Raw genomic sequence first — 24,315 nt, forward strand, 5'->3', positions numbered from 1 at the left:
GGCGCCGTGCACCAGACCGAACCCGGCCTCCTCGACCCGCGCATCGCCGTGCGTCGCTCGACGCTCGCCGACGGCCGCGAGCTCCTCTACTTCGACGACGCCGACACGACGCTCCCGCCCGAGCGCGCCGTCGACGCGCGCGCCCTCGACCCACGCCCCGCGATCGCCGAGATGCGGCAGGACCCGCTGACGGGCGAATGGGTCTCGATCGCCGCCGCACGGCAGAACCGCGTGTTCCTGCCGCCGGCCGACGCCGACCCCCTCGCGCCGCAGACTCAGACGAACCCGTCCGAGATCCCGAGCACCTACGACGTCGCCGTGTTCGAGAACCGCTCGCCCTCGTTCGGGCCCGACCTGCCCGAGTGGCCGGCCGACGGCACGACGGATGCCGCGGCATCCGCCCTCGACGACGTGCGCTCGGTCGGCATCGGCCGCCGCCTGCCCTCCCACGGCCGCTGCGAGGTCGTGTGCTTCAGCCCCGAGCACGAGGGCTCGTTCGGCACCCAGTCGGTCTCGCGCGCCCGCACGGTCATCGAGGCCTGGGCGCACCGGACCGCTGCGCTGTCCGCGCTCCCGGGGGTGCAGCAGGTGTTCCCGTTCGAGAACCGCGGCCGCGAGATCGGCGTCACGCTCCCCCACCCGCACGGCCAGATCTACGCCTACCCCTACGTGACCCCGCGCACCGAGCGGCTGCTCGCCGCGATCGACGCCTACGGGTCCACGCTCCAGGCCGACGTGCTCGAGCGCGAGCGCTCCGGCGAGCGGGTGCTCCTCGCCGCCGACCACTGGACCGCGTACGTCCCGTTCGCGGCGCGCTGGCCCGTCGAGATCCACCTCGTGCCGAACCGGCACGTGCCCGACCTGGCCGAGACGACGGCCGAGGAGCGCGACGAGCTCTCGCGCGTCTACCTGCGGCTGCTCCGCGGGGTCGACCGGCTCTACGACACGCCCACGCCGTACATCGCGGCCTGGCACCAGGCCCCGGTGCACGAGCACCGCGACGACGTCCGGCTCACCATGCAGCTCACGAGCCCGCGCCGCGCCGCCGATCGGCTCAAGTACCTCGCCGGGTCCGAGGCCGCCATGGGCGCCTGGATCGGCGACGTCCCGCCCGAGACGCAGGCCGCCGCGCTGCGCACCGCCATCGAAGGAGTTGTCCTGTGACCGACGCCGTGGCCTCCGCCCAGCACCTCTTCGCCGAGCAGTACGGCCGCCGCCCCGCCGGCGTGTGGTCGGCCCCCGGCCGTGCGAACCTGATCGGCGAGCACACCGACTACAACGACGGCTTCGTCTTCCCGTTCGCGATCGACCGCCGCACGACGGTCGCGCTCGGCGACCGCGACGACCGCGTCGTGCGGGTCTCGTCGACGTTCTCGCCCGACACGATCGAGGTGCACCTCGACGAGCTGACCCCCGACGCCGTGAGCGGCTGGGCCGCGTACCCCCTGGGCGTGGTCTGGGCGCTCGGCGAGTCCGGCGCCGACCTCGCGCACGTGCGCGGCGTCGACCTGCACATCGACTCCGACGTGCCCGTCGGCGCCGGCCTCTCGTCGTCGGCGGCGATCGAGTGCGCCGTGGCGCTCGCCCTCGACGAGCACTGGGGGCTCGGCTTCGACCGCCCGACGCTCGCGAAGGTCGGGCGGCTCGCCGAGAACCGCGTCGTCGGCGCACCCACCGGGATCATGGACCAGTCCGCGTCGCTTCTCGGCGAGGCCGACTCCGGGGTGTTCCTCGACTGCCGAAGCCTCGACGCCGACGTCATCCCGCTCGGCTTCGCCGAGGCCGGCCTGTCGCTGCTCGTCATCGACACGCGCGTCAGCCACGCCCACGCGACCGGCGGCTACGCCGCCCGGCGGGCGTCGTGCGAGGCGGGCGCCGCGGCGCTCGGCGCGGCGTCGCTCCGCGAGGTGGCCGTCGACGACCTCGACCGCGCGCAGGACCTGCTCGACGACGAGACCTTCCGCCGCGTGCGGCACGTCGTCACCGAGAACCAGCGCGTGCTCGACACGGTGCGCACGCTCCGGGAGCTGGGCCCGGGCGCGATCGGGCCGCTCCTCGACGCCTCGCACGTGTCGATGCGCGACGACTTCGAGATCTCGGTGCCCGAGCTCGACCTCGCGGTCGAGACCGCCCAGGCGAACGGCGCGATCGGGGCGCGCATGACGGGCGGCGGCTTCGGTGGTGCGGCGATCGCGCTCGTGATCGACGACCTCGTTCCCGTCGTCGCGCGCAAGGTCGTCGAGGCGTTCGCCGAGCACGGCTTCCGCGAGCCGGGCGTGTTCACCGTGCACGCCGCGCAGGGCGCGCGGCGCGACGCCTGATCGACCGGCCCTGCGGCGGCGCGCCCCGGCTCAGCCGGGCTCGACCGCGGTGGGCGTGCCGCCCGTGATGCGGACGAGCTCGTCGAACGTGGTCGGGAACACCGTCTTCGCGTGACCCGCCGCGGCCCACACCTCGTCGTAGCCGGCGAGGTCGACATCGACGAACGTGCGCACCGGCGCCGGGTGCCCCACCGGGGCGACCCCGCCGATGACCTGCCCGGTCGCGGCCTTCACGACATCCTTCGACGCGCGGCCGATCGTTCCGCCGAGCTCGGCGCCCAGCCACGCGGTGTCGACGCGGTGCGCCCCGGAGGTGAGCACGAGGATCGGCTCGTCGTCGAGCGTGAAGACGAGCGAGTTCGCGATCTGGCCGACCTCGACGCCGAGCGCGTCGGCGGCGAGCTTGGCGGTCGTGACGGCGTCGTCGAACCACACGATGCGCGGCTCGATCCCGTCGGCTGCGAGTGCGGCGGCGACGCGGTCGACGGCGGCGTGCGAGGGGGCGGCGGTCGGCTCGGCGGTCATGGTTCCGATCCTACGAGCGGATGCCGCGTCATCCGGTCGCCCGTCGTCGCCCCGGGCGTCCGCCGCGCTGCCGTAGGGTTCGAGCGTGACCGCCTCCCCCTCGCCGCACGACCGCCTCGCCCGTCGTCTGGGGCTCCGCGGCGCGGTCGCGATCGGGCTCGCCGCGATGATCGGCGCGGGCGTGTTCGCGGTGTGGGCGCCGGCGGCGCAGGCCGCGGGCGGGTGGCTCCTCGCCGGGCTCGCGATCGCCGCGGCCGTCGCGTTCGCCAACGCGGGGTCGACCGCGCAGCTCGCCGTGCGGTACCCCGAGGCCGGCGGCGCGTACCGGTACGGGCGCGAGCGGCTCGGCGCCTGGCCCGGGTTCCTCGCCGGATGGGGCTTCGTCATCGGCAAGACCGCGAGCTGCGCCGCGATGGCGCTCACCGCCGCCGCCTACCTCGTACCGCTCGCGTGGCAGAAACCGGTCGCCATTGCCGCCGTCGTGGTGCTCGTCGGCGTCAACGTGCTCGGCGTCACGCGCACCGCGCGCGTCGCCTCGGTGATCGTCTCGGCCGTGCTCGCGGTGCTCGTCGTGGTCGTCGCCGCCGGGTTCGCCGCGGTCGCGGGCGTCGGATGGGGCGTCGGCGGCACCGCGCCCGAGGCATCCCTGCAGGTGACGGACGCCGCGCCCGGCGCGCTCGACGTCTACGGCGTGCTGCAGGCCGCCGCCCTGGTCTTCTTCGCGTTCGCCGGCTACGCCCGCATCGCGACGCTCGGCGAGGAGGTGCGCGAGCCCCGCCGGACGATCCCTCGCGCGATCGGCGTCGCCTTCGCGGTCGTCGTGGTCGTGTACGCCCTCGTCGGCACGGCGGCGGTGGGCGCGCTCGGGTCCGACGCGCTCGCGGCATCCGTCGCCCCCCTCGTCGACGTCGTCGCGGTCGCCGGGTGGCTCTGGGCCGAGCCCGTCGTCCGCATCGCTGCGGGGGTGGCCGCGCTCGGCTCGTTGCTCGCGCTCGTCGCCGGCGTCGGCCGCACGAGCCTCGCGATGGCGCGCGACGGCGAACTGCCCCGCCAGCTGACGGCGGTGCATCCGAGGTTCGGCGTGCCCCACGTCGCCGAGCTCGCGACGGGCGCCGCCGTCATCGTGCTCCTGCTCGTCGCCGACCTCCGCGGCGCGATCGGCTTCTCGTCGTTCGGCGTGCTGCTGTACTACCTGGTGGCGAACGCCTCGGCCATCACGCAGCCGGCCGGCGAACGGCTCGTGCCGCGCTGGCTCTCGTGGTTCGGGGCGGTCGGATGCGTCGTGCTCGTCGTCACGCTCCCGGTCGCGTCGATCGCGGCGGGCGTGGCGGTCCTCGCCCTGGGCGCCGCCGTGCGCGGCATCCGCCTCGCCGTCGGACGGCGTTCCGGCACTCCCGAGGACTAGCCCGGTGTCGAGGGGATGCCGACTGCACCGCTCGGGCCCCGCGACGGTGCGGATGGGATCCGTTCGATCGGGCCGCAGCAGCCGGGAATAGGCTGGCGGCATGACCGCCGACGCCTCCGCCCGCATCCTCGCGCTCGCCGACGTGCCCGCGCCCGAGCTCGATCCGACCGCCTTCGTCGCGCCCGGCGCCGTCGTCGTCGGGCACGTGCGCCTCGCCGCGCAGTCGAGCGTCTGGTACAACGCGGTGCTGCGCGCCGAGGCCGAGCCGATCGCGCTCGGCGAGCGCTCCAACCTGCAGGACGGCGTGGTCTGCCACGTCGACGCCGGCTACCCCGTCGCGATCGGCGCAGGCGTCTCGGTGGGCCACCGCGCCGTGCTGCACGGCTGCACCGTGGAGGACGACTGCCTCATCGGCATGGGTGCGACGATCCTCAACGGTGCGGTGATCGGCGCTGGGTCCCTCGTCGCGGCCGGTGCCGTGGTGCTCGAGGGCACCGTGGTGCCGCCCGGCTCACTGGTCGCGGGCGTCCCCGGCAAGGTCCGGCGCGAACTCACCGCCGACGAGCAGGCCGGCATCCGGCGCAACGCCGAGGCGTACCTCGCGCACGTCGCCCGGCACGCGACCCGGGTCGACTGAGGCGGCCGTCCCGGTCCCGGCGGCGGATGCCCCGCCCCCGGCCGCGCCCGCCGCAGCCACGGCGGCCAGCGCTCGCGCGAGTCGGCGCCGCGCGCGCCGCACGCGTCGGACGATCCCCCGAGCCGGCACGCCCACGCCCCAGGCGAGCGCGCCCGTGAGGCTCCGATCGTGCTCGCCGAGCATGCGGCGCCGCTCGAACGCGGAGCGGAGCGCGCCTCCCGACAGGTCGTGTCGCCGCTCGATGCCGGGCAGCGGCACGATCTCGCGCGCCTCGACGAGCGCGGCGAGCCGCGCCGCCCAGTCGTCGGCGTCTCGGCCGTGGGAGTAGTTGTCCTCGAGCCAGGCGGGCTCGGCGAGCCGGAAGCGCCCCGCCGCCAGGTCGTCGGTCGACCCGAACAGCCCGGCGCCCTCGAACACCGTGTTGATCATCGCCGGCGAGACCCCGAAGTCGTCGAGGAGCAGCGTCGGGAGGCCGAGCGCGATCGACTCGAGCGCGGCCGTCGAGCTCACGGTCACGAGCGCGCCTGCGCGCGCGAGGTGGGCCGCCATCGGCCCGTCCTCGACGACGAGGTTCGGCGGGACGCCATCTGCGGCGCCGAGACGGGCCATCAGTCCGGCGTAGTCGTGCGCCTCCGCGTGCGTCTGCGCCTCGCCCGCGCGGGCGCGGACCTTGACGACGACGCGTCGGTCGGGCCGCCGTCGGGCGAGCCCCGCGAGGGAGGAGAGGACGAGCATCCGCTCATCGGGACCGACGGGGACCTTCGCCTGCGCCGCGAAGATGACGTCCGTTCCGGGCGGAGCCGTGCCATCCGTCGAGTCGACGCTCGAGAGGAACGGCAGCGTCGCGAGCCCGAACATGGGGTCCACGCCGAGGTCCTCGGCGTTGGCACGGAACTCGCGCACCTCGCGGCGGCTGTGCAGCACGATCAGGTCGGTCTGCTCGCGGTAGACGACGGCCTTCGGGACGGCCGGGATGGTGAGGCCCGGGAATCCGCTCACGAGCACCGGACGGTTCCGGCGCCCGAGCAGCCGCGGTGCGACCACCCGGACGAACGGGCCGCGCAGCGCGAGCAGCACCGCGTGCGGATCGAAGGCGTCGAGTTCGTCGTCCAGCCCCGGGAGGCCCGCCCGCCCGTCGAGCGGCAGGATCCGCACGTCGGCGGGCGCGAAGCGCGTCCCGTCGAGCGCGTGCCCGAGCTGCCGCTCGCTCGGCTGCACCGGCGAGGCGACGACGACGAGTCGCGACGTCCACTCGCCGGGCAGCGTCGAGGCGAGCGCCGCGCCCCACTTGACGTACGAGTCGGAGTCGCCGACGACGAGCAGGCGCCGCGCCACGCCATCCGTCCCGGGAGCCGCCGGCCTCGGGGCACCCGTCACGCGGGCACCCGGCGGAGCTTGGCCTTCGGGGCCTCCTCGCCCGGGTAGACGCGCTTGACGCCGTCGCCGAGGGCCTCGCCGATGATGCGGATGTCGCGCACGAGGTGCTCGAGGCCCTGCGGCTCGAGCGAGGCGGAGTGGTCGGACCCCCACATGGTGCGGTCGAGCGTGACGTGCCGCTCGACGGCGACCGCACCGAGGGCGACCGCGGCGATCGAGATCTGCAGGCCGCGCTCGTGACCCGAGTAGCCGACCGGCACGCCCGGGAAGCGTCGCTTCAGCGCCGGGATCATGAGGAGGTTCGCCTCCTCGGACGGCATCGGGTAGCTCGACGTGGCGTGCATGATCACGAGGCGCTCGGTGCCGAGCACGGTCACGGCACGGTCGATCTCGTCGAGCGTCGACATGCCGGTCGAGAGGATGACGGGCTTGCCCGTGTCGCGGACCGCCTCGAGGAGCTCGAGGTCGGTCACCGACGCCGACGCGACCTTGTGCGCGACGACCCCGTACGACTCCAGGTCGGCCACTGCCGGGACATCCCACGGCGAGGCGAACCAGTCGAGCCCCTGCAGGGCGGCGTGCCGCGCGATCTCCGCGTACTCGTCGCGACCGAACTCGACCCGGTGGCGGTAGTCGAGGTACGTCATCGTGCCCCATGGCGTCTCGCGCGGCATGAGCTTCATGTGCTCGGGCGTCGAGAGGTCGGGCGTGCGCTTCTGGAACTTCACCGCCTGTGCGCCGGCGCGTGCGGCGACCTCGATGAGGCGCTTGGCGATCTCGACGTCGCCGTTGTGGTTCAGGCCGATCTCGGCGATGACGTAGGCGGGTTCGTACTCGCCGATGGCGGCGTGGCCGATGCGCAGGGACAAGGTGGCTCGCTTTCGTGGTCGGGTCAGGTCGCGGAGGACGCCGCGGCGATGGCCTCGCGCTGCTCGCGAGTGGGGTGGGCGGGGTCGAGTTCGCGCGACTCGCGCGCCAGGTCGGATGCCGCTGAGCCGAGCTTCGCGTCGCGCGCGGCGAGCACGAGCTCGGCGAGCTCGCGCACCGCGCCGTGGCCGCCGTGCCGCTCGAGCACGTGACGGGCGCGCTCGAGCGCGTCGGGGGCGGCGTCGGGCACGGCGAGCGGCCAGCCGACGAGGTCGAGCGCGGGGATGTCGCCGCGGTCGTTGCCGACGTAGGCGATGCGGTCGAGGCGGATGCCGCGCGCGGCCGCCCACTCGCGGAGCGCGGCGCCCTTGTCGGCGAGGCCCTGGATCACGTCGACGCCGAGCTTCTCGGCGCGACGGCTGACGACCGGGTTCGCCTCGGCCGACAGGATGAGCACGGGGATGCCGGCGTCGCGCAGGCGCGCCACGCCGTGCCCGTCGGCCCGGCTCACGCGGACCGACTCCCGACCGAGCTCGTCGACCGCGGCCGTGTCGTCGGTGTGCACGCCGTCGAAGTCGGTGACGACCGCGTCGACGTCGATGAACGGATGGCGCGGGTCGGCCACCCACGCCGCGCCCTCGCGGCGTGCCAGCGCGGCGGCGATTCCGCCTGCGAGCCGCCGGTCGACGCGCGGTGCGAGCACTCGGGCACGCGCGAGGTCGGCCGCGTCGTCGATCTCGATGGCCGTGTCGGGGTGGACGCGCTGGATGCCGATGCGGCCGAAGAAGCGGTGCCCGGCCAGCACGAAGCCGTCGGTGCGGAGCACGTAGAACGCGCCGGTCTCGAGGAACTCGGGCTCGCGGTCCTGACGCCGCGGCCGGTTCGTCGGGTCGTGGTTCACGCCGACCGCACTCGCGCCGTCGGCGTCGTCGGCGCGCTCGCGCCAGAGGAACCCGTGGGTGGGCGTCGCGGCGAACACGACGTCGCGCTCGCCCTGCCCGACGCGCGCGACGGCGGCGTCGAGGTCGGCCGGGTCGATGAACGGCGAGGTCGCCTGGATGAAGACGACGACCTCGGGCGCCCGACGCCGCTCCGCCGCCTCGGGCCCGTGCGCCAGCGCCCCGATCGCGTGCAGCAGCGCCGACTCGCTCGATGCGGTCGCGTTCGCGAGGTCGGCCGGACGATCGATCACCTCGGCGCCGGCGCCGCGCGCGGCATCCGCGATCTCCTCGTCGTCGGTGGTCACCACGACGCGCCCGATGCGCTCCGCGGCGAGCGCGGCATGCACGGCTCTCGCGACGAGCGGGACGCCCCCGACGCGCGCCACGTTCTTGCCCGGCAGCCCCTGGGACCCGCCGCGGGCCGGGATGATCGCGATCGCGGGCGCGGCGGCCGTGGCCTCGGTGGAGTCGCTGCGGCTCATGCCGCGAAGCTAGGCTCGCGATGCGTCCGCGGGGTGCACGCCCGGTGAACGCCGGGGGACGTTCAGGCTGACAGCGGATGCCGCGGCATCCGCCGCACGCCTCAGCGGCCGTGCAGCTTGATCTCGGCCGCCTTCACCACGTTGGCGAGGAGCATGGCCCGGGTCATCGGGCCGACGCCGCCGGGGTTCGGCGAGAGGTGGCCGGCGACCTCGGCGACCGCCGGGTCGACGTCGCCCGTGAGCCTGCCCTTGCCGGTCTCCTCGTCGGCGACGCGCGTGATGCCCACGTCGAGGACCGCGGCACCGGGCTTGATCCACTCGGCCTTGACCATGTGCGGCACCCCGACGGCCGCGACGACGATGTCGGCGCGGGCGACCTCGGCGGCGAGGTCCCGGGTGCGCGAGTGCGTGAGGGTGACCGTGGCATCGAGGCCCTTGCGGGTGAAGAGCAGGCCGAGCGGGCGTCCGACGGTGAGGCCGCGGCCGATGACCGTCACGTGCTGTCCGCGGATCGGGACGTCGTAGCGCTGCAGCATCTCGACGATGCCGGCCGGCGTGCACGGCAGCGGGGAGCGCAGCTCGCCCTCGATGCCCAGCACGAGCCGGCCGAGGTTGGTGGGGTGCAACCCGTCGGCGTCCTTGTCGGGGTCGATGAGCTCGAGCATCGCGTTCTCGTCGTGGCCGGTGGGCAGCGGGAGCTGCACGATGTAGCCGGTGACCTCGCGCGCCGAGTTGAGGTCGTCGATCGCGGCGCGGACGTCGGCGGTCGTGGCCGACGCGGGCAGGTCGACGCGGATCGACTCGATGCCGACCTCGGCGCAGTCGCGGTGCTTGCCCGCGACGTAGGAGCGCGACGCGGGGTCGTCGCCGACGAGCAGGGTGCCGAGGCCCGGCACGACGCCGTTGGCTCGGAGGTCGGTGATGCGCGAGACGAGTTCGGACTTCACGGCCGACGCGGTGGCGACGCCGTCGAGGGTGATCGCGGTCATTTCGGGAGCCTTTCCGAGCTGGTCATCGGGTGCGGAGCGAAGGAGATTCCGGCCGACATGCCGGTCGGCGGATGCCACGGGCGGCGTGTCGCGACGGAACTCCTTCACCGAGTCCGGCCGGGGCCCGGGGCGGGCGAGCGCTCGCCCCGGGGCCGCGGCGGCCGGCTACTGCTGGAGGCCGGGGTAGAGCGGGAACGCCGCGGTCAGCGCATCGACGCGCGACCGGAGCGCCGCGACATCCGGGTTCGCCTGCAGCGCCAGCGCGATGACGTCGGCGACCTCGGTGAACTCGGCGTCGCCGAACCCGCGGGTCGCGAGCGCCGGCGTGCCGATGCGCAGGCCCGAGGTGACCATCGGGGGGCGCGGGTCGAACGGCACCGCGTTGCGGTTCACGGTGATGCCGACCTCGTGCAGGCGGTCCTCGGCCTGCTGGCCGTCGAGCTCGGAGGTGCGCAGGTCGGCGAGCACGAGGTGCACGTCGGTGCCGCCCGTGAGCACGTCGACGCCCGCCGCGCGCGAGTCGTCGGCGACGAGGCGCTCCGCGAGGATCCGCGCGCCGCGCACCGTGCGCTCCTGGCGGTCGCGGAACTCCTCGGACGCCGCGATCTTGAACGCCGTCGCCTTCGCGGCGATCACGTGCATGAGCGGGCCGCCCTGCTGGCCGGGGAACACGTTGGAGTTGAGCTTCTTCGCCAGCTCCATGTCGCGGGCGAGGATGAAGCCCGAGCGCGGGCCGCCGATCGTCTTGTGCACGGTCGACGAGACGACGTCGGCGTGCGGCACGGGGTTGGGGTGCAGGCCGGCGGCGACGAGTCCGGCGAAGTGCGCCATGTCGACCCAGAGCTTCGCGCCGACCTCGTCGGCGATCTCGCGGAACGCGGCGAAGTCGAGCTGGCGCGGGTAGGCCGACCAGCCCGCGATGATGACCTGCGGGCGGTGCTCGAGCGCCTTGTCGCGCACCACGTTCATGTCGACCTGGAAGGTCTCGGGGTCGACGCCGTACGCGACGGCGTTGTAGAGCTTGCCCGAGAAGTTCAGCTTCATGCCGTGCGTGAGGTGACCGCCGTGCGCGAGCTCGAGGCCGAGGATCGTGTCGCCGGGCGTGGCGATCGCGGAGAGCACCGCGGCGTTCGCGGTCGCGCCCGAGTGGGGCTGCACGTTCGCGTACTCGGCGCCGAAGAGGCTCTTCGCGCGCTGGATCGCCAGGTTCTCGGCGACGTCGACGAACTCGCAGCCGCCGTAGTAGCGGCGACCGGGGTAGCCCTCGGCGTACTTGTTCGTGAGCACCGAGCCCTGCGACTGCAGGATCGAGACCGGCACGAAGTTCTCGCTCGCGATCATCTCGAGCGTCGAGCGCTGGCGGTTGAGCTCGAGCTCGAGGACCTCGGCGATCTCGGGGTCGACCTCGGCGAGAGGCTGGTTGAAGACGGATGCGGCGCCCGCGACGGCGTCGGCGGGGGCGTCGGTGGTGAGTGACTCAGCCAATGGATGGCTCCTTCGAAGATGACATGCGGACCTGCGGAAATCGCCTCGTGCGCGACTCGCGCCCCGAGGCCTCGCGTACCGGCCCAGGCGTGCGGTCGGTCCGTGCCAGTCGCTCCCCGATGGTCACCCATCTCAACGCCAGTCGCGACGCCGCCAAGCATAGCAACGGATGCCGCGAGGCCATGCCGCGGATGACGTGCGCGGTCGCGGTGCCCGACGACCTCGCGGGTGCCGGCGATATCGTGGCCCGGTGACCTCCGCGCCGACGACCGTCATCCACTCCGCCCGCATCGTCTCGGGCGGCGACAGCGTTCCCGACGCGTGGGTCCGGTTCGAGGGCGACCGGATCGCGGGGCGGGGCATCGGCGAGGCGTGGCGCGATGCACCCGCCGTGCGGGCGGGCGGGGCCGAGGTGACGGATGCCGCGGGCCGATGGCTCACGCCCGGCTTCGTCGACATCCACTGCCACGGCGCGGGGGGCGCGGCGTTCGACGAGGGCGCCGGCGCCATCGGCGCGGCGCTGGCGGTGCACCGGGCGCATGGAACGACGCGGAGCGTCTGCTCGCTGGTGACGGCGCCCGTCGACGTGCTCGCCGAGCGACTGACCGCGATCGCAGCGGTCGTGGCATCCGACCCGCTCGTGCTCGGCGCCCACCTGGAGGGCCCGTTCCTCGACCACGAGTTCCGCGGCGCGCACGACCCGTCGATGCTGCGCACCGCCGACGACGCGGCGCTCGACCGGCTGCTGGAGGCTGCCGGCGGCACGCTCCGCCAGGTCACGATCGCGCCGGAGCACGAGGGGGCGACCGCGGCGATCGCGCGACTCGTCGACGCGGACGTCGCGGTCGCCGTCGGCCACACGGGCGCCGACTTCGACACCGCGCTCCGCGCGTTCGACGCGGGGGCGTCGATCCTCACGCATGCGTTCAACGGCATGCGCGGCATCCACCACCGCGCACCCGGACCGGTCGTCGCCGCGATGCACGCCGACCACGTGACCCTCGAGGTGATCGGCGACGGGGTGCACGTGCATCCGGACGTGGTGCGCCTGGCGTTCTCGGGCGCGTCGGGGAGGGTCGCGCTGGTGACCGACGCGATGGCCGCGACCGGGGCATCGGACGGCGAGTACGTGCTCGGATCGCTCTCGGTGGACGTGCGCGACGGCGTCGCGCGACTCGCCGACACGGGCGCGATCGCCGGGTCGACGCTCACGCAGGACGAGGCGCTGCGACGCGCCGTCCTCGACTCGGGGATCCCGCTGCACGAGGCGGTCGGCGCGCTCACGGTCACGCCCGCGTCCGCGATCGGGCGCGCGGGCGACCTCGGCCGACTCGACGTCGGATTCGCCGCAGACGCGGTGCTGCTCGACGACGACCTCGCCGTCACCGCGGTGTGGGGCGCGGGCGGGCGCATCGCCTGACACGGACGCCGCGGGTCGGCGCGGCAGACCCCCGCCCCGGGCGGAGCGGGGGGCCTGTTCCCCTTCGCCCCTCGCTCCGTCCCGGTCGCCGTTCCGCGCGATCCCCCACGCGGTCCGCTCGATCCCGAGCGACCACCCGGCCCTTCCCCGGTGCGCGGTCCCTCACCATGAGAGACGCGATCCCGGCCGGATCATGACGCGACTTCCCACGATCCGGCGACGGAAGCCGGTCGGCTGATATCGCGTTTCGTCGATCCGGCCGCTCATCTGGTGGAATGAGCGGGACCGCACTGCGGCCCGACCGGCGCGGACCGCCGGCACCCGAGGGCATCGCACGCGATCCGGGCGAGCGCGCCCGCACGAGGAGGACCAGGCACGTGACCCCAGCACGTTCAGCGCCCGCCGACGCCGACCTGATCGCGGCGACCCGCACCGGCGACCGCGAGGCGTACGCCGAACTCTGGCGTCGCCACGAGGCATCCGCCCGCACCGTCGCCCGCTCGCACACCACGCTCGACGCCGACGACCTCGTCGCAGAGGCGTTCACGCGGACCTTCGACGCCATCCGGTCGGGCAAGGGCCCGCACGGGGCGTTCCGCCCGTACCTCTTCACGACGATCCGGAACACGGCCGCCAGCTGGGGCCGCGCCAACCGGGAGGCGCCGCTCGACCAGCTCGAGTCGGTGGAGGATCCCGCGACCGGCGACGCGGCCGCGCTCGAGGCGCTCGACCGGTCGACGACCGCGACCGCGTTCCGCGCCCTGCCCGAGCGATGGCAGGAGGTGCTCTGGTACGCGGAGGTAGAGCGGATGTCGCCGCAGCAGATCGCGCCGCTGCTCGGCATGAGCGCGAACGCGACGGCGGCGCTCGCCTACCGCGCACGCGAGGGCCTGCGCCAGCAGTGGATCCGGGCGCACCTCGCCGACGCCCACCGGGAGCCCGAGTGCGGCTGGACGGTCGACCGCCTCGGCGCGTACATGCGCGGGCGCCTCCGCTCGCGCGACACCGCCAAGGTCGAGGCCCACCTCGACGGCTGCGCGAAGTGCACGATCGTGGCGGCGGAGGCGCGCGAGGTCGGCATGCGGCTCGCGCTCGTCCTGCTCCCCCTCGCCGCGGGGACGACGGCGGCGACCGCGTACACGGCCTGGCTCGGCAACGCGGCACCCATCGCGACCACGGCGGCGGGCGCGGGCGGGATCGGCGCGGCGGGCGCGGCCGCAGCCGGTTCTGACGTGGTCGCCGGGACCGCCGTCGGCGGCGCCGGCCACGCGGCCGGAGCCGCGGGGGGCGCGGCAGCGGCGGGCGCGGCGTCCGGCACGAGCGCAGCGGTCGCCCTCGGCGCCGGCGTCGGCGGTGCGGTGCTCGTCGCCACCACCGCGGTCGCGCTGCTCGTGCTGCCGCAGGTCGCCCCGACGGATGCCGCGACGGGCCGGGAATCGACGGCGATCGCCGTCGACGCGCCCGTCGATCCGGAGCCCGCGTCGATCGAGTCGGAGCCGGACGCCGCGCCGGCGCCGCCCGAGGACGAGGTGACGCCCGAACCGGTCTCCCCGCCCGCCGAGCCGTCGCCCGCGGTCGAGCCCGAGCCCGCGGCCGCGGTCGTCGCCGAGTCGGAACTGGTCCCCGAGCCGTCCCCGGAGCCGCCCGTCGAGCCCGAGCGCGAGCCGCAACCGATCGCCGAGCTGGGAGTCGTCGTCGACGCGCACGGCTCGAGCCTCACGTTCTCGCTCGCGGGCGAGCCGGGCGCGACGGTGGAACTGCTCGCCGACGGCATGCCCTTCGCGACGGTGATGCTCGACGCGTCGGGCCTCGCCGTCGTCGAGTTCCTCGCGCCCGCGAACCACAGGTGGACCGCGACGGCGCGCTACGCCTGAACCGCCGCGCGCCGTGGCGTCACTACGCCTCGACGACCCGCGTGCGGGCGCGCTCGGCGCGCGAGGTGCGCACCATGACGAGCATCGCGACCACGAGCAGCACCGCGTACGCGACCGGCACCGCGCCGACGCCGACGGCCTCGAAGAGCACCGCGCCGACGAGCGCGCCGCCGCCGATGCCGACGTTGAAGGCGGTCGTGTAGAGCGCGCTCGCGGCGTCCCGTCGCTCGGGCGGCGCGGCCTGCAGCAGCCGCGTCTGCAGCAGCGGAGGGACGGCGCCGAAGGCGAAGCCCCACACGGTGTACGCGATGATCGCGGGCCAGAGGCCCGGCTCGGCCGCGATCACGAGGAGCGCGACGGCGAGCAGCAGCATGGCGCCGACGAGCGCGCGGACGCTGTCGCGCGCGATCGGACTTCCGGCGACGAGCAGGCCAACGGCACCCGCGAGGCCCGATGCGAAGAGCAGGGGGGCGACCGCGGCGGAGGAGGCGCCGACGACGTCGGTGAGCAGCGGGGCGACGTAGGTGAGCGCCGCGTACTGGCCGATCATCACGACGGCGGTGACGACGCTGACGGCGACGACCCCGCGCATGCCGCGGCGGCCGGCGAGGATCGCGGTCGCGGCGGTCGCCGTGGCGGTCGTGTCGGTCCCGCGCTCCGCGACCTCCCCCGACGCCGCGGTCGAGGCATCCGCCGGGAGCACCGCCCGCACGACCACGGCGCCCGCGAGCGTGAGGGCGGCGACGACGCCGAACGCCCACCGCCAGCCCACGGCCTGGCCGAGTGCGGTGGCGAGCGGCACGCCCGCGATGAGCGCGAGGGTTCCGCCGCCGAGCACGACGGACACCGCACGGCCCAGGTGCCGTTCGGCGACGAGCCGGGCGGGATAGGCGCCGACGAGTGCCCAGAACAGGCCGTGCGCGACGCCGCCGACGATGCGGAACGCGACGAGCTGGCCGTACTCCGGAACGAGCGCCGAGGCCGCGGTGGAGAGCCCGAGCACGACGAGGACGATCGTGATCAGCGTGCGCCGGGGCATCCGCTTGAGCAGTGCCGTGAGCGGCGTCGAGGTCACGACGACCGTGAAGGCGAAGACCGAGACGAGCAGGCCCACCAGGGGCGCGCCGACACCCAGGTCGGCGCTCATCTCGGGGAGCAGCCCGGTGGGCAGCATCTCGATGGTGATGGACAGGAAGACGGCCGCGGCGAGCGCGAGGAGCGCACGCCAGGGCATGGCTCCGGTGGCGCCGGCGCGCGGCGACGAGGTGATCGGCATGAGGAAGGTCATCCGACGGCGTTCCCCGCTCGCGGCACGGCCAGCGGCGGGTCGACTACGCGCTCACGTGCGCGCCCGGGGCCGACGGTGTCCGCACGACCGCGTCCAGTGTAGCGGGCGCGACCTGCGTATTCGCCGGGCGGTACGCTGGCCCGATGAGCACGGAGGCCGAGCCGCACAGCCCGCACCTGTCCCACTGGGTCGTCACGCTGAGCTGCACCGACGGTCCGGGGATCGTGCATGCGGTGAGCGGCGCGATCGTCGCCGCGCGCGGCAACATCACCGAGAGCCAGCAGTTCGCGAGCCACGACACGGGGCGGTTCTTCATGCGCGTGCAGGTCGAGTCGCCGGCCGACCGCACCGAGTTCGAGGCCGCGCTCGCGCCGGTCATCGAGCGGTGGAGCATGGAGCTGCACCTCGACGAGGTCGGCCGTCCGCTGCGCACGCTCGTGCTCGCCTCGACCGCGGGCCACTGCGTCAACGACCTGCTGTTCCGCCAGCGCGGCGGGCAGCTGCCGGTCGAGATCCCCCTCGTGCTCTCCAACCACGGCACGCTCCGCGACCTCGTCGACTTCTACGGCGTGCCGTTCGAGTCGGCGCCCGTCACCTCGCCCGAGACCAAGGCCGAGTTCGAGCGGCGCATCCTCGAGGCGGTCGACGAGCACGACATCGAGCTCGTCGTGCTCGCGCGCTACATGCAGATCCTCTCGCCCGAGCTGTGCGACGCGCTCGCCGGGCGATGCATCAACATCCACCACTCGTTCCTGCCGGGCTTCAAGGGCGCGAACCCGTACCGTCAGGCGCACGCGCGCGGCGTGAAGCTCATCGGCGCCACGGCGCACTTCGTGACGAGCGACCTCGACGAGGGCCCGATCATCGAGCAGAACGTCGTGCGCGTGGAGCACTCGCGCTCGGTCGCCGAGCTCGTCGCGATCGGCCAGGACGAGGAGAGCCGTACCCTCTCGCAGGCCGTGAAGTGGTTCGCCGAGCGGCGCGTGCTGCTCGACGGGCAGCGCACGGTCATCTTCCGCTGAGCCGCCCGGCGGCTCGGCCCGTGCGCTGGGCGCCGGCGGGCGGGTGCCCCGTCAGTCGCGGAACTCGCGTCGCCCGTTCACCACGCCGCTGACCGCGGCGACGACGGCGAACACGATGGCCACGACCGGCTGGCCCATGAGCCACCAGGCGATGGCCGCGGTGGAGAACACGGCGATCTCGACGAGCGCCTTGACGAACGGGTCGACGTCGAAGACCGCCTTCGGCGAGCGGAACAGGCCCCAGAGCAGGATCGCGAGCAGCGGCAGGCCGATGCCGAGGAACACGCCCGGCCACGGCAGCGCGAACGCGGTGAACCCGAAGATGCCGAGCGTCACGATGGCGAAGATCTCGAGCAGGAAGCGCAGCAGGTCGTTCACGCCGACCTTCGGGGTCGGCTCGGGGGTGGCATCGTTCACGAGGTTCAAGCCTAATCGGGCCGGACGGACGCCGACGCCGCGGCATCCCCCTGGGGATGCCGCGGCGCGCCGGCCGTTCGGGAGGCGTCGGGGGTCAGCCCACCGGCGCAGCGTCCCGTCCGGCGGGGACGTCGGGCTCGGCGTCGATCGCGGCGCCGGGCTGCCGCTCGGCCTCGGAGAGCTCCTCGTCGGCGTGCGCCGCCTCGGCATCGGGCTCGGCGCCGCCGGCGGTGCGGAAGTGGCCGATGAGCGAGAGCACGATGCCGCCGACCGCCCAGGTCGCGAGCACGAGCCACGGGAACGCCGTCGGTGCGTCCGGGAAGTAGCTGAGGTCGCGGAGCAGGGTGGCCGCCGCGCCCGGCGGGAACCACTGGCCGATCGCGCCCCACGGCTCCGCGAGGAACTGTACGGGCACGGCGGCCGCCGAGATCGGGTTCGCGACGAGCACGAAGAGCACGGCGCCGACGCCGATGCCCGCGCGACCCATGAGGGCGACGAGCCCGGTGATGGGCGCGGCGATCGCGGCCAGCGCGAGTGCGATCGCCGCGGCGTTCAGCCAGTAGTCGCCCTGAAGCGCGCCGAACCAGCCCTGCAGGATGCCGGCCAGCACGAGACCGCCGGCGACGGCGTAGACGGTGACCGCGACGACCCGGCGCATGGCGCCGATCACGGCGAGCGAGATCGCGATTCCACCGAGCATCCCGCCGAGCACCAGCGGGAACATCGCCACGGCGAGCCCCGAGCCGGTCGGATCGCTGTCGGCGAGCGGGACGACGTCGGTGACCGTCACCGTGATCGTGGGGAGCTCGGGCGCGGACGGCGCGACGGGCGGGGTGCCGCCGCCCTGTCCCGTGGCCTGCGCGATGGCGGCCTGCACGGCGTCGGAGAGCACCTGCTGCAGCTGCTCGGGGAGCGCGGCGCGGACCTGCTCGTCGATGCCGGCCTGGAGCTCGGCGGCGAGACCACGGAGGTTCTGCGCGACGGCGGGGCTCGCAGCGGTGGCGACGAGCACCTCGGGCGCGTCGGTCGGGGCATCGCCCAGGACGATCGCGCCATAGGTCTCACGGGCCTCGATCGCGGCGACGGCCGCGTCGCGGTCGTCGTACCGCTCGAGCGCGATCGCGCCCTCGGCCTCGTCGGCGACCCGCTCCTCGACCTGCGCCACCGCCGCGTCGGGGCCGGCGACGCCGACGGGCAGGTCCTTGGGTTCTGCCGTGACCGAGGGCCAGGCGAACGCGAGCAGGATGACGCCGACGACGAGTGAGAGGGCGGCGCCGATGCCGGCGGCGCGGCCCATCGGCGTCCGGTGCGTGGTGTGGGAGGACATGAGCGGCTCCTTCATGCAAAACGAATGCTCGTTCTTTATAATGGACCCGCGACGTAGGATCGTCAAGCGACGGGAGGAGTGCCGATGCCCAAGGTGAGCGACGAGTACCGCGCAGCGCGCCGCGACGAGATCGCCGCCGCCGCGCTGCGACGGTTCGCTGCGACGGGCTACCGGGGCACGTCGATGGCCGACATCATCAGCGAGTCGGGGCTCTCCGCCGGCGCCATCTACGGTCACTTCGCGAGCAAGGAGGAACTGTTCGCCGCGGTGGCGCAGAAGATCCTCGGCGCGCGGACCGTCGAGCTCGTCGACCTCCGCGCGGCCGAGGGGCCGCTCGCCCCCGGCGCCATCATGGCGGCGATCATCGACGGCATGAGGCACGAGCTCATCTCGCCCAACCTGTTCCTGCAGGTCTGGTCGGAGGCCGCGATCGACCCGGCCGTCCGCGAGATGGTGGTCTCGTTCCTGCGCCCCGTGCGGAAGCTCCTGGGCGGGCTCGTCACGGAATGGGCCGCCGCCCACCCCGAGCTCGCCGGTGACGACCCGGCGGCATACGCGGCGCGGACCGTTCCCGTGCTGATGGGGCTCGCGCCCGGCTTCATGGTGCAGCGGTCGATCCTGACCGACTTCGACGAGGACGCCTACCTCGAGACCGTTCGACGGCTCGTCCCGCGCTGACGGATGCCGGCGCGTCCGTCGGCGCGGGTCAGATCCCCTGCCAGTCGGGCTTGTTCGCCCAGGCGTGGCGGTAGTATCCCGCGTGCTCGAGGCGCGCCGCGGCGGCCTCGTCGACGATCACGGTCGCGTGCGGGTGCAGCTGGATCGCCGAGCCGGGCTGGCTCGCGGACACCGGCCCCTCGACCGCGGCCGCGATCGCCTCGGCCTTGGCGTCGCCGAAGGCGAGCAGCACGAGGTGGCGCGCGCGGAGGATCGTGCCGATCCCCTGCGTGATGCAGTGCATCGGGACGTCCTCGATCGAGTCGAAGAACCGCGCGTTGTCGACCCGGGTCCGCTCGGTGAGCGTCTTCACGCGCGTGCGGGAGGCGAGCGAGGACCCCGGCTCGTTGAATCCGATGTGCCCGGTCCGGCCGATGCCGAGGACCTGCAGGTCGACGCCGCCCGCGGCGTCGATCGCCGCCTCGTAGTCCTCCGCCGCGGTGCGGATCGTCGCCGGGTCGCCGTTCGGCACGCGGATGAGCTCCGGCGTCAGGCCGAGCGGCTCCACGACCTCGCGGGTGATCACCTGGCGGTATCCCTCCGGGTGCCCCGCGGGCAGCCCGACGTACTCGTCGAGCGCGAACCCCCGCACACCCGCGACCGAGATGCCCTCGGCATCGATGCGGCGCGCGAGCGCACGGTACGTGCTGAGCGGCGTCGAGCCCGTCGCCAGGCCGAGCACGGCGTCTGCCCTCGCACGCAGCAGGTCGGCGATGGCGGATGCCGCGAGCTCGCCGGCCTCCTCCTCGTCGCGGACGATCACGACCTCTGCCATGCCGGCGCCTCCGCTTCCTCTCCGATCAGGGCGGCGCCGACGGCGGCCGCCGGGAATCCGCGCGGGATGACCTGCACCCGGCGGGGCAGGTCGAGCGATGCCAGGAACGCCGAATCCTCGGCCCAGGCCGCGAGCACGCCGCGCGTGCCGCTCAGCAGGCGATCGCCGAGCGCCGCGAGGCCGCCGCCGATCACGATGTCGTCGACGTCGGTCGTGAGCGCGAGCAGGCGCACCGCCGAGGCGACGCCGACGAGGAACCGCTCGCGCACCGCGACGGCGTCGGACTGACCGGCATCCGCCCGGTCGAACAGGTCGATCGCCGGATACCGGTGGCCGCCCGGCCACAGCGAGGCGAGCGCCGAGCCCGATGCCAGCGTCTCGAGGCAGCCGCGCTGCCCGCAGGCGCACTGCTCCCCCGCCGGGTCGACCGGGATGTGCCCGATCTCGCCCGCGACCCCCCTGCCGCCGCGCAGCAGGTGCCCGTCGAGGACGATGCCCGCCGCGAGCCCGGTGCCGAGGTTCAGGTACGCCATGGAGTGCGCACGGATGCCGTCGGCCACGCCGAGCAGGTGGTGCGCGCCGAGCGCCGCCGCCTTCACGTCGTTCTCGATCCGGACCGCGACGCCGAGCCGGTCCGCGAGTCGCGGGCCGAGGTCGAGCCCCTCGAGGCCGAGGTTCACCGCATGGGTCACGCGGCCCGTCGCCGAGTCGACCGAGCCGGGGATGCCGATGCCGATCGACTGGAACGCGTGCGCGTCGACGCCGGCGAGCTCCGACATCCGCTCGACCGTGCGCAGCGCCGTCGCGACGACCGCCTCGGCCCCGAACCCCGTCGGCATGCGGACCTGGTCGCTGAGCTCTCCGTCCTCGCCGATGGCGACGGCCGCGGTCTTGGTCCCGCCGATGTCGATCCCGAGCCTCACGACACCTCCGCCGTGGCCGTCAGCGCATCCTGGACGAGCTCGGCGAACGTCTCGGCGACGCCGCGCGACGCGCCGAACGTCGCGACGTCGGCGTACGCGAGATCCTCGCTCGGCCAGCCCATGTCGACCGTCACCACGTCGGCGCGCACCGCGCGCAGGCGGTCGATCGCGTCGACCGCGAAGGCGTGCCGGTGCAGGTCCTTGCCGATGACGACGACGGGTCCGGCGAGCGCGGCCGGGTCGGGCAGCGGCGTCGCGGCGTCGAGCACGAGCTCCGCGGCATCCGTCAGCCAGGCCGGTGCCGGGCGCTCCGGGTCCGGCGCGGCGGCGAGCGCGAAGGGTCCCCACGGAACCGTGCCGACGGCGATGTTCGCGACGGTCTCGATGCGCACGATCGTGCCGACCGAACCGGTCGCGCAGAGCCGGTCGAGCGCACCGGGAGCGACGTGGAAGGACGCGGCGACACGGTCGGCGAGGCCCACGGGCAGCCCGAGCGGCAGCCCGGCCACGCCTGCAGCGGATGCCGCCGCCCCACCGGTCGGACGTGCGACGGCCGCGAGCCCGCGCACGCGCGCCGCGGCATCCGCCACGCGCGCAGCGGCCAGCCGGCCCGCGGCGACCGCGTCCGCGATCGCGCCGGCGATCTCCTCCATCTGCTCGCCCGTGTTGTCGGTGCCGATGCAGAGCAGGTCGCAGCCGGCGGCGAGCGCGAGCACGGCAGCCTCGGGGATGCCGCGCCCGCCGCTCGCCCCGGCCATGTCGAGGGCGTCGGACACGATGACGCCCTCGTACCCCAGCTCCCCGCGGAGCAGGCCGTGCAGGATGCGGGGAGACAGGGTGGCGGGGTGCTCCGCGTCGAGCTGCGGGAGCAGGATGTGGGAGGTCATGATCGAGCGCGTCCCGACGGCGATCGCGGCGCGGAACGGTGCGAGCTCGCGCTCCTGGAGCGCATCGAGCGGCAGGTCGACGACCGGGAGCGCGAGGTGCGAGTCGGTCGCGGTGTCGCCATGCCCGGGGAAGTGCTTCGCGCTCGCGTCGATGCCCGCGGACTGCACGCCCTCGACCCAGGCCGCCGTGTGCCGGGCGACGAGGCCGGGTTCGGCGCCGAAGCTGCGCACGCCGATGACCGGGTTCTGGGCGTTCGAGTTGATGTCGGCATCGGGCGCGAAGGTCATGGTGCACCCGACGGCGACGAGCGCGTCGCCCACCGCACGACCCACCGCGCGGGTCAGCTCGAGGTCGTCGATGCGACCGAGCACCGCGTTGCCGGGATACGGCGCGCCGCGGTCGGAGAACAGGCGCGTGACGTCGCCGCCCTCCTCGTCGATCGCCACGACCGCGAGCGGGTTCGCCGCGCGGAGCTCGGCCGTGAGGCCGGCCAGTTGCGCGGGCGACACCACGTTCGAGCCGAAGACGCACACCCCGCCGAGGCCTTCGGCCAGCAGGTCGAGCAGCCAGCCGGGCGCCTCGGGCCCGGCGAACCCGGGCAGCAGGGTCGTGAGGATGTCGCGGCGCAGGTCCTGCCCGTCGCCGCCCTGGATCACGTCGTTCATCCCTTGACCGCTCCGCTCACGAGTCCGCTCGTCATCCGACCCTGGACGATGAGGAAGAAGACGACGACCGGGATCGCCATGAGCGTCGAACCGGCCATGATGGCCGCCCAGTTCGTCGTGCCGTTGGCCACGAGGAAGGTGCGCAGCCACACGGGCAGCGTCATCATCTCGGGTCGGGCGTTCAGGACGAGCGCGATCACGAACTCGTTCCACGCCTGGATGAACCCGAAGACGCCGGTCGCGACGAGCCCGGGGGCGAGCAGCGGGAACGTGACCCGCCAGAAGGCGCCGGCCCTGGAGCATCCGTCGATCATGGCCGCCTCCTCGAGGTCGGCCGGCACGCCGTTGACGAAGCCGCGGAGGGTCCAGATCGTGAACGGCAGCACGGTGGCGACGTACACGATGGTCAGGCCGATCAGCGTGTTCAGCAGGTGCCATCCGTCGATCACCCGGAAGATCGAGACGATCATCGCCTCGCCCGGGATCATCTGGATCACGAGGATCATCACGATGAAGCCGCGCCGGCTCTTGAACCGGAACCGCGTCACCGCGATCGCCGCCAGGAAGGCGAAGATCAGCGCGACGAGCACCGTGGTGAGCGTCACGACGAGCGAGTTCACCGCAGCGGGTGCGAACGGAGTACGGCCCGGATCGAACAGCACTGTGGCGTAGTTGCGGAGCGTGAAGTTGTCGGGCCAGAAGTGGATCTCGGAGCCGCGGACCTCGTTGTTCGGCTGGAACGAGGTGTTCACCATCCAGTAGACCGGGAACGCGAACAGTGCGAACAGCACGACCGACAGCGCGCTCCAGAGCGCGGTCGAGAGTCGGTTGCGGGCCCCGCGACGGCGGGGGGCGAGGTCGCGGGAGGCACCCGCGCGCGCGGCGCGCGGTGCGGTGGCGGTGGTGGCGCTCACAGCTCCTCCTCCTTGATGGTCTGTCGGACGTAGTAGAGGGAGACGGTCATCAGGATGATCGCCGTGATCACCGCGATCGCGCCGCCGGTTCCGAAGTCGCCGCCCGCGATCGAGACCTGGTAGATGTACACGCCGAGCGTATTGGTCAGGGCTCGGATGCCCCCGATGTCCTGCAGCGCGAAGATCTGCGTGAACACCTTGAGGTCCCAGATGATCTGCAGGATGGTCGTGATGAGGAAGATCGGCTTGAGGTACGGGAACGTGATCAGCCGGAAGCGCTTGAACGCGCCGGCGCCGTCGAGCTGGGCCGCCTCGAGCACCTCCTCGGGCACCTGGGTGAGGCCCGCGTAGAGCGTGAAGGCGACGAACGGCACGGCGCCCCAGATGATGATGATGCCCGCGACGAGGAAGAAGCTGAGCGGATCGATGAGCCAGGAGTGCTGGCGGAACTCCTCGAGGCCGAAGCCGTTCACGAGGACCGAGTTGATGATGCCGTAGTCGGTGTCGAACATCCAGCCCCAGACGATGGTCGCCGACAGCGGCGGCATCGCCCACGCCAGCAGCATGCCGATCGAGAGCAGGAGCCGGAAGCCCTTGGGCAGGCGCTGCAGCAGCAGCGCCATGAGCGTGCCGAGGACCATCGTGGACACGACGCACACGGCCGCGAAGACGAGGCTGCGTCCGAGGACCTCGTAGAAGGTGGAGTCGGTGAGGACGTCGACGTAGTTCTCGAACCAGACCCAGCTGGGCGGAGCGCCGAAGACCTGGGCGCGGCCGAACTCCTGCATCGAGGTGATGAGCAGCTGGATGAGGGGCCAGCCGACGATCGCGGCGAGCACGATCGAGGCGGGAACGAGGAGGGCGTAGGGGGTGAGGCCCCCGGCACGGCGGCTGAAGCGACGGCGCTTCGGCGGCTCGTCCGGCTGCGGCGCGACGATGCGTTCGCCGTCGACCGCGCTCACGGCCGGGGGGACGCCGGTGTCGGTGGTGGTCATGTGGGGCTCCTGCGTCTGACGGCGAGGGTGTGGATGCCGCGGGCGGTGCCCGCTCATGGTG

Annotated in this window: 21 protein-coding genes, 1 pseudogene and 1 riboswitch; of the genes and pseudogenes, 8 read left to right on the top strand and 14 right to left on the bottom strand. The window is 74.0% G+C overall.

Annotated elements, in window-relative coordinates:
* Positions 1–6 precede the first annotated feature (6 nt).
* Positions 7–1,164 (top strand): galactose-1-phosphate uridylyltransferase, encoded by a 1,158-nt coding sequence (galT, locus tag GJR97_RS10675; protein ID WP_324613397.1) that lies wholly within the window; start codon positions 7–9, stop codon positions 1,162–1,164.
* Positions 1,161–2,321 (top strand): galactokinase, encoded by a 1,161-nt coding sequence (gene galK, locus GJR97_RS10680; protein WP_324613398.1) that lies wholly within the window; start codon positions 1,161–1,163, stop codon positions 2,319–2,321. Before galT ends, galK begins: the two co-directional genes overlap by 4 nt.
* Before the next feature lie 30 nt (positions 2,322–2,351).
* Here the strand turns inward: galK and GJR97_RS10685 are convergent, their stop codons facing one another.
* Positions 2,352–2,846, bottom strand: coding sequence for a YbaK/EbsC family protein (locus tag GJR97_RS10685; RefSeq protein WP_154346464.1), 495 nt, complete (start codon positions 2,844–2,846; stop codon positions 2,352–2,354).
* Positions 2,847–2,931: 85 nt separating this feature from the next.
* On the opposite strand from GJR97_RS10685, the gene GJR97_RS10690 reads away from it, so the two are divergent.
* Entirely contained in the window at positions 2,932–4,251 is a 1,320-nt protein-coding gene (locus GJR97_RS10690) for an APC family permease (RefSeq protein WP_324613399.1), read from the top strand.
* A gap of 100 nt (positions 4,252–4,351) precedes the next feature.
* Complete coding sequence (locus GJR97_RS10695; RefSeq protein ID WP_154346465.1) at positions 4,352–4,888, top strand: gamma carbonic anhydrase family protein; 537 nt, start codon at positions 4,352–4,354, stop codon at positions 4,886–4,888.
* Positions 4,889–5,176: 288 nt separating this feature from the next.
* On the opposite strand, the pseudogene GJR97_RS18780 reads toward GJR97_RS10695, so the two are convergent.
* From GJR97_RS18780 to glyA, 5 genes and pseudogenes are all read right to left on the bottom strand, one after another.
* Positions 5,177–6,265: pseudogene (locus GJR97_RS18780) on the bottom strand (DUF6716 putative glycosyltransferase); the annotation flags it as partial.
* Positions 6,262–7,134 carry an N-acetylneuraminate synthase family protein gene (locus GJR97_RS10700; protein WP_154346466.1) on the bottom strand — a complete coding sequence of 291 codons (873 nt, stop codon included), beginning with the start codon at positions 7,132–7,134 and terminating at the stop codon, positions 6,262–6,264. The pseudogene GJR97_RS18780 and the gene GJR97_RS10700, both read right to left, overlap by 4 nt.
* 23 nt (positions 7,135–7,157) lie before the next feature.
* Positions 7,158–8,555 (bottom strand): acylneuraminate cytidylyltransferase, encoded by a 1,398-nt coding sequence (locus GJR97_RS10705; protein ID WP_154346467.1) that lies wholly within the window; start codon positions 8,553–8,555, stop codon positions 7,158–7,160.
* A gap of 101 nt (positions 8,556–8,656) precedes the next feature.
* A complete protein-coding gene (locus tag GJR97_RS10710) occupies positions 8,657–9,544 on the bottom strand; it encodes a bifunctional methylenetetrahydrofolate dehydrogenase/methenyltetrahydrofolate cyclohydrolase (RefSeq protein ID WP_154346468.1) in 888 nt (295 codons plus the stop codon).
* 165 nt (positions 9,545–9,709) lie between these two features.
* Positions 9,710–11,029 (bottom strand): serine hydroxymethyltransferase, encoded by a 1,320-nt coding sequence (glyA, locus tag GJR97_RS10715; RefSeq protein WP_154346469.1) that lies wholly within the window; start codon positions 11,027–11,029, stop codon positions 9,710–9,712.
* Between the two features lie 74 nt (positions 11,030–11,103).
* Positions 11,104–11,185, bottom strand: a riboswitch (ZMP/ZTP riboswitch).
* 94 nt (positions 11,186–11,279) lie between these two features.
* On the opposite strand from glyA, the gene nagA reads away from it, so the two are divergent.
* A complete protein-coding gene (gene nagA / locus GJR97_RS10720) occupies positions 11,280–12,449 on the top strand; it encodes an N-acetylglucosamine-6-phosphate deacetylase (RefSeq protein ID WP_324613400.1) in 1,170 nt (389 codons plus the stop codon).
* Positions 12,450–12,826: 377 nt separating this feature from the next.
* A complete protein-coding gene (locus GJR97_RS10725; protein ID WP_195760673.1) occupies positions 12,827–14,323 on the top strand; it encodes a sigma-70 family RNA polymerase sigma factor in 1,497 nt (498 codons plus the stop codon).
* 22 nt (positions 14,324–14,345) lie between these two features.
* On the opposite strand, the gene GJR97_RS10730 is transcribed toward GJR97_RS10725, so the two are convergent.
* Positions 14,346–15,611: an MFS transporter gene (locus GJR97_RS10730; protein ID WP_229276220.1), complete on the bottom strand. Its 1,266-nt coding sequence runs from the start codon at positions 15,609–15,611 to the stop codon at positions 14,346–14,348.
* A 143-nt stretch (positions 15,612–15,754) separates the two neighbouring features.
* Here GJR97_RS10730 and purU point away from each other — a divergent pair, with 143 nt between their 5' ends.
* A complete protein-coding gene (gene purU / locus GJR97_RS10735; protein ID WP_129235836.1) occupies positions 15,755–16,633 on the top strand; it encodes a formyltetrahydrofolate deformylase in 879 nt (292 codons plus the stop codon).
* A 51-nt stretch (positions 16,634–16,684) separates the two neighbouring features.
* Here the strand turns inward: purU and GJR97_RS18255 are convergent, their stop codons facing one another.
* Together GJR97_RS18255 and GJR97_RS10745 are read right to left on the bottom strand one after the other, a co-directional pair.
* Entirely contained in the window at positions 16,685–17,050 is a 366-nt protein-coding gene (locus tag GJR97_RS18255) for a YrdB family protein (protein ID WP_324613401.1), read from the bottom strand.
* A gap of 94 nt (positions 17,051–17,144) precedes the next feature.
* Positions 17,145–18,377 (bottom strand): hypothetical protein, encoded by a 1,233-nt coding sequence (locus GJR97_RS10745; protein WP_154346473.1) that lies wholly within the window; start codon positions 18,375–18,377, stop codon positions 17,145–17,147.
* 84 nt (positions 18,378–18,461) lie between these two features.
* On the opposite strand from GJR97_RS10745, the gene GJR97_RS10750 reads away from it, so the two are divergent.
* On the top strand, positions 18,462–19,055 hold the full coding sequence (locus GJR97_RS10750; protein WP_154346474.1) for a TetR/AcrR family transcriptional regulator: 594 nt from the start codon (positions 18,462–18,464) through the stop codon (positions 19,053–19,055).
* 28 nt (positions 19,056–19,083) lie between these two features.
* Here the strand turns inward: GJR97_RS10750 and nagB are convergent, their stop codons facing one another.
* The 5 genes from nagB to GJR97_RS10775 are packed head-to-tail and all read right to left on the bottom strand — an operon-like array spanning position 19,084 to position 24,254.
* Complete coding sequence (nagB, locus tag GJR97_RS10755) at positions 19,084–19,869, bottom strand: glucosamine-6-phosphate deaminase (RefSeq protein WP_154346475.1); 786 nt, start codon at positions 19,867–19,869, stop codon at positions 19,084–19,086.
* Positions 19,854–20,792 (bottom strand): ROK family protein, encoded by a 939-nt coding sequence (locus GJR97_RS10760; RefSeq protein ID WP_195760706.1) that lies wholly within the window; start codon positions 20,790–20,792, stop codon positions 19,854–19,856. Before GJR97_RS10760 ends, nagB begins: the two co-directional genes overlap by 16 nt.
* Complete coding sequence (locus GJR97_RS10765; RefSeq protein WP_154346476.1) at positions 20,789–22,345, bottom strand: glycoside hydrolase family 3 protein; 1,557 nt, start codon at positions 22,343–22,345, stop codon at positions 20,789–20,791. Before GJR97_RS10765 ends, GJR97_RS10760 begins: the two co-directional genes overlap by 4 nt.
* On the bottom strand, positions 22,342–23,259 hold the full coding sequence (locus tag GJR97_RS10770) for a carbohydrate ABC transporter permease (protein WP_324613402.1): 918 nt from the start codon (positions 23,257–23,259) through the stop codon (positions 22,342–22,344). Before GJR97_RS10770 ends, GJR97_RS10765 begins: the two co-directional genes overlap by 4 nt.
* Positions 23,256–24,254, bottom strand: a complete 999-nt coding sequence (locus GJR97_RS10775; protein WP_154346477.1) for a carbohydrate ABC transporter permease — start codon at positions 24,252–24,254, stop codon at positions 23,256–23,258. Before GJR97_RS10775 ends, GJR97_RS10770 begins: the two co-directional genes overlap by 4 nt.
* Between the last annotated feature and the right edge of the window lie 61 nt (positions 24,255–24,315).

The organism is Agromyces kandeliae, assembly GCF_009674665.1.
Lineage (GTDB): Bacteria > Actinomycetota > Actinomycetes > Actinomycetales > Microbacteriaceae > Agromyces > Agromyces kandeliae.

What these genes read in the sequence shown, in the direction of transcription:
- GJR97_RS10710 (WP_154346468.1), bottom strand. Translation starts at nt 9,544, where the DNA reads ATGACCGCGATCACCCTCGACGGCGTCGCCACCGCGTCGGCCGTGAAG.
- GJR97_RS10745 (WP_154346473.1), bottom strand. Translation starts at nt 18,377, where the DNA reads ATGTCCTCCCACACCACGCACCGGACGCCGATGGGCCGCGCCGCCGGC.
- nagB (WP_154346475.1), bottom strand. Translation starts at nt 19,869, where the DNA reads ATGGCAGAGGTCGTGATCGTCCGCGACGAGGAGGAGGCCGGCGAGCTC.
- GJR97_RS10730 (WP_229276220.1), bottom strand. Translation starts at nt 15,611, where the DNA reads ATGACCTTCCTCATGCCGATCACCTCGTCGCCGCGCGCCGGCGCCACC.
- GJR97_RS10705 (WP_154346467.1), bottom strand. Translation starts at nt 8,555, where the DNA reads ATGAGCCGCAGCGACTCCACCGAGGCCACGGCCGCCGCGCCCGCGATC.
- GJR97_RS10765 (WP_154346476.1), bottom strand. Translation starts at nt 22,345, where the DNA reads ATGAACGACGTGATCCAGGGCGGCGACGGGCAGGACCTGCGCCGCGAC.
- GJR97_RS10775 (WP_154346477.1), bottom strand. Translation starts at nt 24,254, where the DNA reads ATGACCACCACCGACACCGGCGTCCCCCCGGCCGTGAGCGCGGTCGAC.
- purU (WP_129235836.1), top strand. Translation starts at nt 15,755, where the DNA reads ATGAGCACGGAGGCCGAGCCGCACAGCCCGCACCTGTCCCACTGGGTC.
- GJR97_RS10695 (WP_154346465.1), top strand. Translation starts at nt 4,352, where the DNA reads ATGACCGCCGACGCCTCCGCCCGCATCCTCGCGCTCGCCGACGTGCCC.
- GJR97_RS10685 (WP_154346464.1), bottom strand. Translation starts at nt 2,846, where the DNA reads ATGACCGCCGAGCCGACCGCCGCCCCCTCGCACGCCGCCGTCGACCGC.
- GJR97_RS10750 (WP_154346474.1), top strand. Translation starts at nt 18,462, where the DNA reads ATGCCCAAGGTGAGCGACGAGTACCGCGCAGCGCGCCGCGACGAGATC.